Origin of the sequence: Nocardia sp. NPDC051052 (genome assembly GCF_044456045.1) — a bacterium.
GTDB lineage: Bacteria > Actinomycetota > Actinomycetes > Mycobacteriales > Mycobacteriaceae > Nocardia.
In genome coordinates this window covers 352537-364595 of record NZ_JBITFL010000002.1, presented here as the reverse complement: position 1 = coordinate 364595, position 12059 = coordinate 352537, and the positions used below count along the sequence as shown (strand labels likewise).

Annotated in this window: 13 protein-coding genes and 2 pseudogenes; 4 read left to right on the top strand and 11 right to left on the bottom strand. The window is 65.3% G+C overall.

Going from position 1 to position 12059, the window contains the following annotated elements:
• Window positions 1-22 precede the first annotated feature (22 nt).
• The 5 genes and pseudogenes from ACIBCN_RS06680 to ACIBCN_RS06660 all read right to left on the bottom strand — a co-directional run bounded on the left by ACIBCN_RS06680 (window position 23) and on the right by ACIBCN_RS06660 (window position 3532).
• Window positions 23-847, bottom strand: coding sequence for an SDR family NAD(P)-dependent oxidoreductase (locus tag ACIBCN_RS06680; RefSeq protein ID WP_396990509.1), 825 nt, complete (start codon window positions 845-847; stop codon window positions 23-25).
• A gap of 568 nt (window positions 848-1415) precedes the next feature.
• A pseudogene (locus tag ACIBCN_RS06675) lies at window positions 1416-1543 on the bottom strand (amino acid dehydrogenase); the annotation flags it as partial.
• A gap of 56 nt (window positions 1544-1599) precedes the next feature.
• Window positions 1600-1806 (bottom strand): annotated as a pseudogene (locus ACIBCN_RS06670) (SDR family NAD(P)-dependent oxidoreductase); the annotation flags it as partial.
• 308 nt (window positions 1807-2114) lie between these two features.
• Window positions 2115-3134, bottom strand: a complete 1020-nt coding sequence (locus ACIBCN_RS06665) for a nitronate monooxygenase (RefSeq protein ID WP_396991149.1) — start codon at window positions 3132-3134, stop codon at window positions 2115-2117.
• Window positions 3131-3532 carry a tautomerase family protein gene (locus tag ACIBCN_RS06660; protein ID WP_396990508.1) on the bottom strand — a complete coding sequence of 134 codons (402 nt, stop codon included), beginning with the start codon at window positions 3530-3532 and terminating at the stop codon, window positions 3131-3133. The genes ACIBCN_RS06665 and ACIBCN_RS06660 overlap by 4 nt, the downstream gene beginning before the upstream one ends.
• A 421-nt stretch (window positions 3533-3953) precedes the next feature.
• Between ACIBCN_RS06660 and ACIBCN_RS06655 the strand changes: the two genes are divergently transcribed.
• Window positions 3954-4079 (top strand): hypothetical protein, encoded by a 126-nt coding sequence (locus ACIBCN_RS06655; RefSeq protein ID WP_396990507.1) that lies wholly within the window; start codon window positions 3954-3956, stop codon window positions 4077-4079.
• A 62-nt stretch (window positions 4080-4141) separates the two neighbouring features.
• Here the strand turns inward: ACIBCN_RS06655 and ACIBCN_RS06650 are convergent, their stop codons facing one another.
• The 3 genes from ACIBCN_RS06650 to ACIBCN_RS06640 are packed head-to-tail and all read right to left on the bottom strand — an operon-like array spanning window position 4142 to window position 5815.
• Complete coding sequence (locus tag ACIBCN_RS06650) at window positions 4142-4897, bottom strand: SDR family NAD(P)-dependent oxidoreductase (RefSeq protein ID WP_396990506.1); 756 nt, start codon at window positions 4895-4897, stop codon at window positions 4142-4144.
• A 47-nt stretch (window positions 4898-4944) separates the two neighbouring features.
• Window positions 4945-5637 (bottom strand): helix-turn-helix domain-containing protein, encoded by a 693-nt coding sequence (locus tag ACIBCN_RS06645; protein WP_396990505.1) that lies wholly within the window; start codon window positions 5635-5637, stop codon window positions 4945-4947.
• Entirely contained in the window at window positions 5627-5815 is a 189-nt protein-coding gene (locus ACIBCN_RS06640; protein WP_396990504.1) for a hypothetical protein, read from the bottom strand. The genes ACIBCN_RS06645 and ACIBCN_RS06640 overlap by 11 nt, the downstream gene beginning before the upstream one ends.
• A 488-nt stretch (window positions 5816-6303) precedes the next feature.
• Here ACIBCN_RS06640 and ACIBCN_RS06635 point away from each other — a divergent pair, with 488 nt between their 5' ends.
• Window positions 6304-7719: an amidase gene (locus tag ACIBCN_RS06635; protein ID WP_396990503.1), complete on the top strand. Its 1416-nt coding sequence runs from the start codon at window positions 6304-6306 to the stop codon at window positions 7717-7719.
• A 320-nt stretch (window positions 7720-8039) separates the two neighbouring features.
• Entirely contained in the window at window positions 8040-8492 is a 453-nt protein-coding gene (locus ACIBCN_RS06630) for an SRPBCC family protein (protein WP_396990502.1), read from the top strand.
• 744 nt (window positions 8493-9236) lie between these two features.
• Here the strand turns inward: ACIBCN_RS06630 and ACIBCN_RS06625 are convergent.
• The 3 genes from ACIBCN_RS06625 to ACIBCN_RS06615 form a co-directional block, all read right to left on the bottom strand.
• A complete protein-coding gene (locus ACIBCN_RS06625; protein WP_396990501.1) occupies window positions 9237-9749 on the bottom strand; it encodes an SET domain-containing protein in 513 nt (170 codons plus the stop codon).
• Window positions 9750-9889: 140 nt separating this feature from the next.
• A protein-coding gene (locus tag ACIBCN_RS06620; protein WP_396991148.1) for an IS5 family transposase occupies window positions 9890-10695 on the bottom strand; the annotation gives its coding sequence in 2 pieces (ribosomal slippage) (window positions 9890-10359 and window positions 10359-10695; 807 coding nt in all).
• 90 nt (window positions 10696-10785) lie between these two features.
• Window positions 10786-11220: a cupin gene (locus ACIBCN_RS06615; protein WP_396990500.1), complete on the bottom strand. Its 435-nt coding sequence runs from the start codon at window positions 11218-11220 to the stop codon at window positions 10786-10788.
• 326 nt (window positions 11221-11546) lie between these two features.
• Between ACIBCN_RS06615 and ACIBCN_RS06610 the strand changes: the two genes are divergently transcribed.
• Window positions 11547-11807, top strand: a complete 261-nt coding sequence (locus tag ACIBCN_RS06610; RefSeq protein ID WP_396990499.1) for a hypothetical protein — start codon at window positions 11547-11549, stop codon at window positions 11805-11807.
• Window positions 11808-12059: the final 252 nt, after the last annotated feature.

The window sequence follows — 12059 nt, the reverse complement described above, 5'->3', positions numbered from 1 at the left end:
GTCGGCGATAAGTGGTTCAGTCTCAGTCCGGGGAGTTCCGTGGTAGGCCCATGGTTCTGGTCAGCAGCGTGTCCATGGTTCGGGCCGGGAGCAGTCGCTTTAGCGCGACAGCTATTCGTGCGTCGGTACCGATGAGGTAGCGCGGTCGGGGACGGCGCGCGGTGAGCACTCGCTCGACGACGGCGGCGACCCGCTCTGGCGCGCCGGCCCCGGCCTCTACCTTTTTGTTGAACTGAGTGGCGGCATCCATGGCCCGGCCGTACCGGCGCTCTGCCGCCTCTCCCATGATCGCGCGGTCTGTCTGCACGGTTGCCTCGGTTTTGGCCCGGTTCCGCGATTTGAAGCTACCGGGGTTGACCACGACGACGGGCACACCCCATGGCGCCAGTTCCTGACGCAACACGTCCGCGATCGCTTCAACGGCGAACTTCGAGGCGCTATAGGCGCCGAGGAGGGGTGCCGCGACGAGACCGGCGGTCGAACTGATCATGACGATGCGTCCGCGTCCAGCCCTGATCGCGGGCAAGAACGCCTGGGTCACGGCTAGGACCCCGACAACGTTGATCTCCAGTTGCTCACGAAAGCGATCCAGGGGTATGTGTTCCATGGGTCCGGAAAAGGTGACTCCAGCGTTGTTGATCAAGCCGCTCAGTGGCCCGACGTCCTTCGCCGCCGCAGCCAGCTGCGCAGCGTCGGTGACGTCCAGCGCTACCGGCCGGATGCGCGAGTGGATTGGCGCGTCGGCAATTCGCCGCACGCCAGCCACAACCTCGTGGCCGCCCTCAGCGAGCCTGACGGCGACCGCTCGACCGATGCCGCTGGAGGCGCCCGTTACGAGGAATGTCATTGTTGACCTCTAGTTCGATCGGCGTGGTGGAAGTGGGGAGGTGGAAGCCGTCGCGCCTGACGGGTCCAGGACTATCGGATCGTGCTGCATCGATGCAGCGTCCTTACATGAGCAGTAACCGGGTCACCGCACTCGCGCGCCGGATACTCGACAGTCCAGCCCATGCCGTCACGGCACGGTCAAGTCGCAATCAGACGGCTGCGTCGTACGAGGAGGCCGGGAAAGCTATGACGGCACCGCACAACCTCGGTGATCGGATTCACCGGGCTGTGTTCGTTATCGGCACATCATCGGCTTCACTCTCGCCGACGGGCCATCGGCGGGGTTTGCAGGACGGTGGCAGGCCGCTTATCGCCGCGGTCAGGGCGATTCCGAGCATGGTGGTCTGTATGCGGCTCCCAGTGGTACCGGAGGATTGTTCATTCGGTGAGTCCGAAGGGCGATTGTCGATCACAGTTCTGTTTTCCTTGGCGATGAGCCGACCACGGGCACTCGGGGCAGGCTCTCATCCACGGATGAAGGGCATCCCGCGTGATGGGTCACCGACGCGCCAGTTGCCGTACGGCGAACGCAGTGGGTGGAACGGGGCCAGTTCGGGGAGTTGCGTGCCGGTCATGATCTGTTGGGCGAGCAGCTTCCCGTGACCGGGCCGAGGGTGATGCCCCACATGCCATGGCCACCGGCGACGTGGACGCGTCCAGGCTGCCGACATTGTTGATCAGGATGTCGATCCCGCCCAGTTCGATGAGCGCCGCGTCCATCAGGGCGGTCACGCCCTCCGGTGTGGCAAGGTCGGCGGAAACTGCTGCGACGGTGGCCTTTTCGAGTTCCGGCGTGATCGTTCGAGCACTTCCGACCACGAGGACGCCCTCATCGGTCAGCGCCTGCGCGATGGCAAGCCCGATGCCACGGCTGGCGCCGGTGACGACGGCGGTCTTGCCGGTCAATTCGAGATCCATGGGATTCCTAATCTTGAACTCCAGGTTAAAAATCTGTGTATTACAACGGCCGCTGGCCGGGGTTGGTCGAGATCGGTATCCACCATGCGTGCACGGGTCGAACCTAGAATGCGGCGACGACCGGCGAAACCGGCCAGTTGGCCGAATAACTCCGCCGATAGGATCGCCGGGGCAGCCGATAGGTCCTCAGCTGCGATGTCGGCCAAGCGAACGACGCGACGTTACAGAGTCAGAGAGACCCGTGCGCCCAACACCACATAATCGGCTGTGTGCGTTGGAAAGCCGTCCGGCGAGCGGCGTCGGCGGTGTCAGACGGTCAGGAGGCGGTGGGCTTGGTTGGTGATCGTGTGGAGCAGCTCGGCTGCGGGGGTGACGTCGTGGACCTGACCGACGGCTTCGCCGACGATGATGTTGAGGTTGTCGAGGTCGTGGTGTGCGTGTGCCTGCCGGTAGGTGGTTTGGGCATCGGGGAGGGCCTCGACGAGGCGAGATTCGTGTCCGTGCCAGCGGGCAGTGAAGGCGTTACACAGCACGCGTCCGGTGTAGTGGCCAGGCCAGGGGTTTTCTCGGACGAGGTCGTAGACGCTGGTGCGGATGGTGTCGTCACCGGTGGCCTCGAGCGCGTGTCGCTGGGCCGGGCCCGGCACCAGGGCCTCGCTGCTGGCCCAGAGGCGGGTGCCGATCAAGGCTCCGTCCGCGCCCAGCATGAGTGCGGCGGCCAGGCCGCGCCCGTCGGCGATGCCGCCGGCCGCGAGGACGAGGGTGCCCGGTGCGGTGGCGGCCGCGAGGTCGGCGATCTCCGGGACCAGGGTGAAGGTGGAGCGTGTGGCGGTGCCGTGGCCGCCGGCTTCACCGCCTTGGGCGACGAGAATGTCGGCCCCTGCGGATAAGGCTCGACGTGCGTCGTCGAGACTGTGGATTTGGCAGATGACCTTCGCGCCCGCGGTGTGGATGCGGTCGACGAACGGCGCAGGGTCACCGAAGGACAGCATGATCGCCACCGGGTTGTGGTCGAGTGCGACATCGAGCAGGCGGGGCTGGCGAGCGAGGCTCCAGGTGATGAAACCGCATCCCACCCGGGCTTGTCCGGCGTTGGCGAACTCGCGGATCAACCAGTCTCGGTCCCCGTAGCCGCCGCCTATCATGCCCAGGCCGCCGGCGCGGGTGACGGCGGCTGCGAGCCGGCCACCGGAGACGAGGTCCATAGGCGCGAGAACTACGGGAGAGGTGAGTTCGAGCGCGGTGGTCAGGCGGGTGGTCAGCGGTGTGTTCACGGACATGGTGCGGGACTCCTCAGCGAAGAATGATCCGGGGTGCGGAGGGCTCAGGCGGGGATGGGCAGGTCACCTTCGAGGTACTGGGCGCGTCCGTGTGCGAAGGACCAATCCTGTGCGGTGTTCTCCATGATGCTGATGAACACGTCGTGGCCGTCGATTCCCAGGTGACCGAGGGACCGGGCGATGGCGTGGAACAGCTTCTGTTTGACCTCGGCAGTACGTCCGGTCTGGGTGAAGATCTGCACCATGACCAAGGCCGGGGTGCGGCCGAATCCGAGGCCGGCGTCCTGGGCGATCACGTCATCGGCGTCATGTTGGGTGATGATTTGGAACCGATCGCGTTCGGGGATCCCCAGTACGTCCACGATCGCGTGGTGGATGCCATCCGCGATGATGTTGATCTGGTCGCGGGTCCGGCCGCGAATAAGGTCGATGCGCACCAAAGGCATTGTCTTTTCCACTCCTTTACAGGCCCTCGGCCTTTTCCGGAATAGCCGGTTTTTGGCGTGGGCGGACGTTTCTTCCTGCCACGAGAGTACGAGGACTTAAATTGGCTTGTGAAATGCCGATCACGGATCGACTATGCCTGCTATGCATAGATGCAGGTAAGGCCCGGCTACTACTGCGGCTCTTCGCGCGACAAATATGAAGAGGCCACAGTGGCCGACTCGAAGCCCACAAACTCGGCCGTGCCTCAGTGGCAAGACCAACGACTGAACGAACGAGTGCGCACAGTGGCATCGAGCCAATACCCGGTCGGAGGCAGGTCGACGCGTGCGTGAACGCCCGGAATGCGGCAATGTTTTAGCCGACAGGGGTTTCGGATCGTGAACGGCCGGGTGGGGCTGTGCGGGTGCTGCGGTGCCGCTGATGGCGTGGTGGTGCATCTGCCGTGACGCGCTGCTGACCTATCGCGAGCAGCGCGCCGAGGTGTTCGACGGGCGGGTGCCGTGGGCGGAGACGGCCACCGAGTTCGACGTGCACGTCTCGGTGTAGCCACGCACCCGCGCGCCGACAATGATCCGGCCTTGCCCGATGGTGTCGGCGCGCACGGTGCGTTAGAGACTCTGGCCGCCGTTGAGCTCGATCAGACTTCCGGTCGCCCAGCCGAATTCGGTGGAGAGCAGGGCAGGCACGGCCGCGGCGAGGTCGTTCGCGGTTCCCATCCTGCCGAGCGCGATGGTTTGGACGGCCAGTTCCCGTACGTGCTCGGTGCGCATGATGCCGCCGCCGAAATCACCGTCGGTGGCGCCTCCCTGGAGGGTGTTCACGCGGATTCCGCGCACGGCCAGTTCCACCGCCAGATATCTGGTGAGCACCTCCACCGCCGCTTTGGTTGCCGTGTAGGCGGATCCGGTGGGGACGACGCGTTTTGTCAGGGCGGTGGACAGGTTCAAGATGCGGCCGCCGTCGTTGAGTAGCGGCAACAAGTGCTGGGTGAGGAAGTAGGGCGCCTTCAGGTTCACCGCCACCAGTTCGTCGAATTGCTCCTCGGTCGTCGCAGTGAACGGCGTGAAATATCCGATGCCTGCGTTGTTGATCAGATAGTCGAACCGATGGGCGCCCCAATCGGACAGCACGCCTGAAACGCTCTGTGCGAAGGCGGGAATGAGGTCGTGGCGCGCGGCATCGAAATGTAGAAAAGTGAGCGCGCCGCCGTTTCCCTCGACCTCGGCCGTCAACTTCGTCGCCTCGTCTGCGCTGCGGTGGTACGTGCCGATGACCGATATCCCGGCTTGGGTCAGGTGGGTTGTCATGCTGCGGCCGAATCCTCGGCTTGCCCCGGTGATCAGGGCGATCTTCGAATGGTTCACAGCTGTATCGTGTGCGGGCTGCTGCGTGCGTGCCACAAGGTGTCCACTCAACGGCCACTGGAGGATTCGCCGGTGCGGGTACTGCGTGCGGTGAGTCCCTCGATCATGTTGGCTGCTCGCTGGACGTGTGCGGCGAAGTTTTCCGCCCGTACCCGGGTGGAAGTCGCGATCTGCAGTGCGGCTCGCTGTCCGTGGGGCAGGGTCAGTCGCCGTGCGTAACAGCTGAGTCCCTCGAGCAGGTCTTCGTCGTCCACGGCGGCGTCGAACGGCCGGAGGCGGTGTAGCTGTTGATGTTTCGGATCGAGGACCAGGGCTGCGGCGGTGCGGTCGGGCATTTCGATGCCTGCGTAGGCGTCGATGGGCAGGGTCTCACGGCCGGGGACCATTTCGATCGCCACCAGTGAGGTCTGGGTCGGGACGACGAGGGAGACGGTGGCGCCGGTCTGGTCCCGCAGTGTCTGGATGATTCGGTTGAGGTCGGTGCGGTGAGTCGCGAGTGGCTGTGCGTGTCCGGTGATTTCGAGTAGGTGCGGCGAGACTATCCATCGGCCGTCGGGACGGATGTCGACTGCCTTGTTGCGGCGTAGTTGGTGTAGCAGGCGGTGGACGGTCGAGCGGGGGATCGAGGTGAGGTCGGCGAGGCTCGACATTTGGCGGTGCTCGTCCGCATCCGGCAGTGCGCGGAGTATGCGAAAACCGCTTTCGAGCACCTCCCGCCCACGCCCGTCGTCAACTGTCATCATCGCTCCGTTCCGCTCGGCCTGCGGCCGCTACCTCTTCCGGCTGCGACTGCGCGAGATGCCACAGCCCGCGACTGTCGGTGAGCCGCACTGGCACCTGCCAGCAGACACCGTGCCGCGACGGCACACTCAACTCTTGTGTTGGCGCGAGCGGGCTCAGCCCGTTCGACTCGTGCATCCGACCAGTATTCGGTCAGCCGAGTCGCTCGGCGCTACTTTGCGTTCGCTGCCTGCGGCCTTGCCGTCTGCCTTCGGTCGTCAGGGCGGACGGCCCGCCGCACCATCCGCACATCGGTGCGGGTTCAGGCGGCCATAGCAACGCTTGGGGCGGTTGCTGTCGGGGGCTCGTGCGGAGAGCCTGCCGCGCCTCGATCACGACACCGCGGCCCACTGAGACCAACCCTCCGCACGGCCGTTGCTGTTCCCATTCGCTCGAGACGCGGTCCCCAGCAGCTTGAAACGAATAGATCCTGTGCTCTACGCCGCGCCTACCGAGGTTGTGTGGTCTCGGAATCGGTTGCGCGCGTTTGCGTGTCATCACTGGATGTGACGGGGATCTCCCAGGGCTGATCTTGACTGTGCCGTTGTGGCGAGGTGTGTGCTGACTGTCGGGGTGCGGCATCACCGTTCGCGGAATCGCCGGTATCAATCGCGGAGGAAGTGAATATGCAATACCAGAAGCTTTCCGATCAGACCCGTTGGCTGGATGCGACCGATCAGGCCGCACTCGTCGTGGCGGGGGAGGTGACGCCCGGCGAGCTCGTCGAGGCCGCGATCGAGCGGATCGAGCGCTACGACCCCGCTCTCGGCGCGGTCACCCTGCGCTACTTCGACCAAGCCCGTGCTGCCGCGGCGGCGGAGCCGACCGGGCCGCTGGCCGGTGTTCCGTTCCTGATCAAGGACGTGATGACCGCTGTCGCGGGGCAGGTCTGCACCGACGGCAATGTGGCGTTGAAGGTGCAGGCCCGGGCGGCCGAGGCGGACAGTGCACTGGTGGCGCGCTTGCGCGCGGCCGGGCTGATCTTCGCCGGGCGGACGGCGAGCAGTGAGTTCGGCACCGTGCCCTCCTCTGACTCCGTGGCCTGGGGCGCCACCCGTAACCCGTGGAACACCGTACTGTGCTCCGGCGGGTCCAGCGGTGGCGCCGCTGCCGCGGTGGCCGCGGGGATGGTGCCGGCCGCCCACGGCAACGACGGCGCCGGTTCGATCCGTATCCCGGCATCCTGCTGCGGATTGGTCGGCCTGAAGCCTTCGCGAGCGGCCGGGCAGCGCGCTGTCGGCTCCGTGCAGGATCTGATGGGTGAGCACGCCGTGACGCGGTCGGTGCGTGACACCGCGTTGCTGCTGAACATTGGGCGCGACGCCACGGGCGCGGGCCACGCTTGCGGTTACCTCGCCGAGCTGGGGGCAGATCCCGGCCGGTTGCGGGTCGGCTTGCTCGACACCCGGTTCGACGGTTCCCCGGTGCACCCGGATTGCGCCGAAGCTGCACGATCGGCGGCCAGTCTGCTGGAGTCGCTGGGGCATCACGTCGAGCCCGGCTTCCCGGCTGTGCTGAGCGACTCGACGCTGGACCGGCTGCTCCCGGCGTTCTGGGCCACGGGCATGGCCGATGTCCTCGGTGACCTCGCCCGCCGGTTGGGTCGCGAGGTCACCGAGGCGGATGTGGAGCCGCTCAACTGGACTCTCGGCATGCTCGGGGCGGAAGTGACCGCCGCGGATGGGCAGGCCGCAGTCGACGGCGTTGCCGGGTTCGCTCGGTCGGTGGCGAGCTGGTGGGACGACCACGATCTGCTGCTCACCCCGACGCTGGCCGAGCCGCCGCTACTGTCAGGCACGCTTGCCTCCGACTCGGCCGACCCGCTGGCCTCACTGCGCCGCGGCCAACAGTTTGCACCCTTCACCCCGTTCGTCAACTTCGCCGGCCAGCCCGCGATCTCCCTGCCCTTACATGTCGACGCCGACGGTCTGCCAATCGGTGTGCAACTGGTGGCCGCGCCCGGCCGCGAGGACCTGTTGCTGCGAGTAGCCACGCAACTGGAGACTGCGGCGCCCTGGCGGGATCGCCATCCGGTGCTGTAGCCCCGGACCGGGCCAGAATCAGGATCAGCGGTGCCTGGCCAACACCCGAACACCCGGCCCGCGGAAGGCTTGCCCCGGAACGTGTTCGAGGTTCACGGCCGATCAATGGCGTCGTCAGGCAGCAGGCGCTCCGCACGATATTCAGCGGCCTTGTGCGAGGTGGGGGCTTGGTCGTCCCGAAAATCCGGCAATCGAAATTGCTGAATAGTCTGCGCCGCAGTCGATGTCGCTGGCTGAATCCGAATCTGGTGTTGACCGTGCCGTCACGGCACGGTGTTTCCTCGGATCCAATCGAACGACACTGTTAGGTAGGTCTTTTCGTGGTAGCAGTCGAGCTCCGGCGCGTGATGGCCGGCGACCCGCACAAAGTGTATGAGCTGATCACCGACGTGACTCGGATGAACGAGTGGAGTCCGGAGTCTGCGGGAGCACAGTGGCTCAGCGGCGAGCCGGGCGCCGTCGGATCGACATTCCGCGGGGACAATCGGCGTCCGTGGATCAGGTGGAGCACGATCTGCACGGTCACGGCCGCAGACCCCGGAGAACGCTTCGCCTTCGCCGTCCGGGCCTCCGGTCGGCCGGTCGCGACGTGGGAGTACGAGATCAAGGCGCAGCCCGATGGTTGTGAGGTCATCGAGCGGACCGTCGACGAGCGCAGCTTGTTCCTTAAAATGTTCTCGGTGCTCACCACCGTCCATGGCCGCCGCTCGGTGCGCAACCGGCAGACGATGAGACAGACCCTGACCGCGTTGGCGCGCTCTGTAGAACGCTGACCCGAATAGCCCGACACGTGCGGGGTCGTCGGCGATACCGGAGCAGCCTGACCGATCGCGCCAGCTGCCGCCTGGACGATGCGCAACAGCCGGCAGGTTGGGACGGCAGAACAGCTGCTCTCAGCGCCCGCCCGACGGAACATGCGAGCGCCCTCAGGGTGTGGCCATCCATCTGGCAGGAAACGGCTCTCCTGCAGCATATGGCAACGATCCTTGCTCAAAAGGTAGCCGCGCACACGGTCAACGACGCATTGTTCACTGGAGTAACTGGCGTTGGCCAACGAGCCGAGACCTCGTAGTCGCGATCAGCCGCGGCGGATTCGATGATTTCTGGCGGGGTGCGGGATCTCCTCCCGTCGAAGACCAACGAAGGCGGCCGCTCGTAGCGGAATCGCTACCGTAGCGATGCCGAATCCGCGTATCACCAACGCCGCCATCAAGTACCACTGAATGGTGGACTCGGCGGCGAGTGCGAAAGGTACCGTGGCCAGTTTCACGATCCCGAAGCCGAGGGTCGCGACCCATCGGACTCCGATCTTGTCACGGAGACCACCGGCCAGCGGCGGCTCAGGAGCGCGCCGAGGCCCAGGGGCGCGACCAGCAGGCCGGCGCGGAGTGCACTCGCGCCTCGCATTAGTTGCCAATACAGCGGCAGCAGCGCCATGCCGCTTAAACGGTGTCTCATTTGGAAGCTCTTTGGGACCGAGCACCGTTATCCGTCGCTTCGGTACGGCAGATTCGCCGTCACGCAGGTGACGAAGAGCTGATGTGGCGGGTGAGGTACTGGGAGAAGTAACCGCTGTACTTGGCCTGCAGGTCCGGGCGCTGCCAGTCATGGCCGTCGATCACCCGGCGGCACGTCGAACGTCCGCAGGAGCAATCCATCGAACCGTCGTAGTCGTCGAATAGCGCATAGTCCGTGGTCAGCTCCTCGCCCTCGGCGATGTCGCGCATGGCGACGAGCAGAATGTTTCCTGCGAACCCGACGTTGGGCTCGCAGGAGTGGTTGATGAACAGCATCACGTGTTCGTACTCGTCGTCGGTCTGTGCGACGAGGTGCAGGTTGTCGTCGATCTGGATCTCCGAATTCTGCAAGTATTCCGACAGCTCGTGCAGCTCGTCGGTGGTGACGATGTGGCCGCCCTTGACCGCGACGGTCTCATCCGCGGCGATCGGCGCGGTGGCGACGAGACCCCGGCCGGCGATGGTGCTGTCCACGCCCTTGGCGGCCTTCGGAGTGATCCAGGATTCGACCATGCTCCCATCGTGCCCCAATTGCTGTGCCAGTCCGAGGAGTTCGGTGGAGACCAATCTGCCGATCCAGTGACGGAAACGGTGCTCCGCCTTCGGAAGCCGCCAGTACGCTGCGGCTGATCAGTGATAGTTATCGTGCCTCGTCACACTCGGGCTTTCGCCAGCTTCTTGTAGCAGATGAGCGCGGCGGCCAGTGTCAGGAAGGCGCAGAAGTGGATTCCTTTGCGCTCGTAGCGGATGTTGAGCCGGTGGTAGCCCGTCAGCCACGAAATCGACCGCTCGATCACCCAGCGGTGGCGGCCGAGGCGTTCGGAGGACTCGATGCCCTTGCGGGCGATGCGCACCACCATGCCGCGCCGACGTACCCACAGCCGCAGCTCTGCGGTGTCGTAGGCCTTGTCGGCGTGTAGTTTCCCCGGTCGGCGGCGTCGTGGTCCGCGCCGCGACCGTACCGGCGGGATCGCCCGCACCAGCGGCCGCAGCGCCTCGGCGTCGTTGGTATTGGCCGCCGAAATGGCCACGGCCAGCGGGATTCCCGCGCGATCGGACAGCACGTGCAGCTTCGAGCCGGCTTTGCCGCGATCGACCGGGCTGGGGCCGGTCATATCGCCCCCTTTTTCGCCCGGATGCTCGCTGCATCGACCACCGCCCGTGACCAGTCGATAAGGCCCTGGGAGCCGAGTTCGTCGAGCACCGCCCGGTGCAGCCGCCGCCATACACCGGTCTTCGTCCACGCGGTGAACCGCCGGTGCGCGGTGGGTACGCTGACACCGAACGTCGGCGGCAGCATCCGCCACGCACAGCCGCTGGCCAGCACGTACACCACCGCCGTGAACACCGCCCGCTGATCCACCGGCGCCCGGCCTCCACCCTGGGTCCGCGGCGCGAACTCCGGCAGCAACGGCTCGACCAGCTCCCAAAGCCCTTCCGGCGCAAGGCGTTTCGACAGTTCGTCCATCACGGTCGAACATCATGCAACACAACCGATCTCAGTGAGATCGGAATGAACTACATCCATGTGAGACATGGTCTTAGAGCATCACTTGAATGGGCAGCCCGGATTCGGGACATCTTCGGACGGCGGAGCGCCGACCGGCAACATGTACAGGACGTCGAGTACGACCGGTTGGCTGCCTTGATTCCTGCCGATGTGGATGTACCCCGGTCCGCTGGGCTCGATGATCGTGTGGCCTGGCCCGTGGGATCCGTCGACGGCGCAGCTCGAATCGTAATGGCTCAGTATGCCGTTGCGCACGATGGCGTACAGCGGGCCGTCGTGATAGTGCCATCCGGTGGTCGCGCCGGGCTGCAGTGTCAGCTCGCGCAGGATGTAGTGCGTGCCGGCGACGGTGGTTTCGGCCAGTGTCGTCGCTTCGACCCCGGTGGTCGGTGTGGCGCTTGCGACAGGCGCGGCGAGCAGGCATACGGCGATAGCGCATAAGCCGATGATGAGCTCTCCTGCAATGGATTTCATGAATCTCTTCCTCTATGATCGGAATCGCGTTCGCGCGCTTCTCCGGTTTCGGTGCGCCGGACGCAGTGTTTGGTGCGTCACGGCACGTGAGTGCCGGGCGCCTGGCAGTCCAGTCCATGCCGCTGAGGCACAGTCAAGTTGGGCGATGCGGCGCAGGGTTGTCGGGCGCGGATTAGGTCATCTGTCGGCTGAGCTTCTCTGATCGGGCGTGACAGCTGAATCGGTGACCCCGCGCGTCAGGATGGGTCACCGCTCACGTCTTTTCGTGTCGATAGGGGAAGGAATTTTCCGCTCAATCCGGCTCTCCCCGCGACACAATGCAGAACATGAATCCTGACTACTGCATCGATGTCCCGCGCGGCTTCGACGACTCCAACGAAGACTCCCAGGTTCACCCCATAGCCTGCCGACAGTTCTCTGCCGAGACCGCCGCAGAAGTGTTCGGGAAGGCACAGCAGTGGATCAGCCAGCACAATGTCTTCCTGATCGACGTCTCGTGGACCTGGGCATACGGTGAGCCGGAGCCGTTCATGCTGGCCGTCTACTTCAACTTCGAGGACGCGGAAGAGGAGCCCGCCTTGGCCTGACGGCATGAGTTGGGTGGGTCAGCGAGAAAGAGGTGATAACCCGACGTTCGACACCGTGGTCAAAGGAGATGAGGCCGGCGGCAACGTCTTGACCGAGGTGGGCGGTTCGGATCTGAATATGACCCACGCGCTACCTGGACGACACCCACCACGCGCTCACCTGCACTCGATCGGAGTGACCAGGGCTTCGTCGGTGATCACGGACCATTGGCGATTGCTGGGCTGACGCGGGCACTTACGGGTGACTTTTGT

Coding starts and splice junctions, on each gene's coding strand:
- ACIBCN_RS06610 (WP_396990499.1), top strand. CDS start 11,547: ATGAATCCTGACTACTGCATCGATGTCCCGCGCGGCTTCGACGACTCC.
- ACIBCN_RS06680 (WP_396990509.1), bottom strand. CDS start 847: ATGACATTCCTCGTAACGGGCGCCTCCAGCGGCATCGGTCGAGCGGTC.
- ACIBCN_RS06655 (WP_396990507.1), top strand. CDS start 3,954: ATGGCGTGGTGGTGCATCTGCCGTGACGCGCTGCTGACCTATCGCGAG.
- ACIBCN_RS06645 (WP_396990505.1), bottom strand. CDS start 5,637: ATGACAGTTGACGACGGGCGTGGGCGGGAGGTGCTCGAAAGCGGTTTT.
- ACIBCN_RS06615 (WP_396990500.1), bottom strand. CDS start 11,220: ATGAAATCCATTGCAGGAGAGCTCATCATCGGCTTATGCGCTATCGCC.
- ACIBCN_RS06640 (WP_396990504.1), bottom strand. CDS start 5,815: ATGCACGAGTCGAACGGGCTGAGCCCGCTCGCGCCAACACAAGAGTTG.
- ACIBCN_RS06635 (WP_396990503.1), top strand. CDS start 6,304: ATGCAATACCAGAAGCTTTCCGATCAGACCCGTTGGCTGGATGCGACC.
- ACIBCN_RS06625 (WP_396990501.1), bottom strand. CDS start 9,749: ATGGTCGAATCCTGGATCACTCCGAAGGCCGCCAAGGGCGTGGACAGC.
- ACIBCN_RS06660 (WP_396990508.1), bottom strand. CDS start 3,532: ATGCCTTTGGTGCGCATCGACCTTATTCGCGGCCGGACCCGCGACCAG.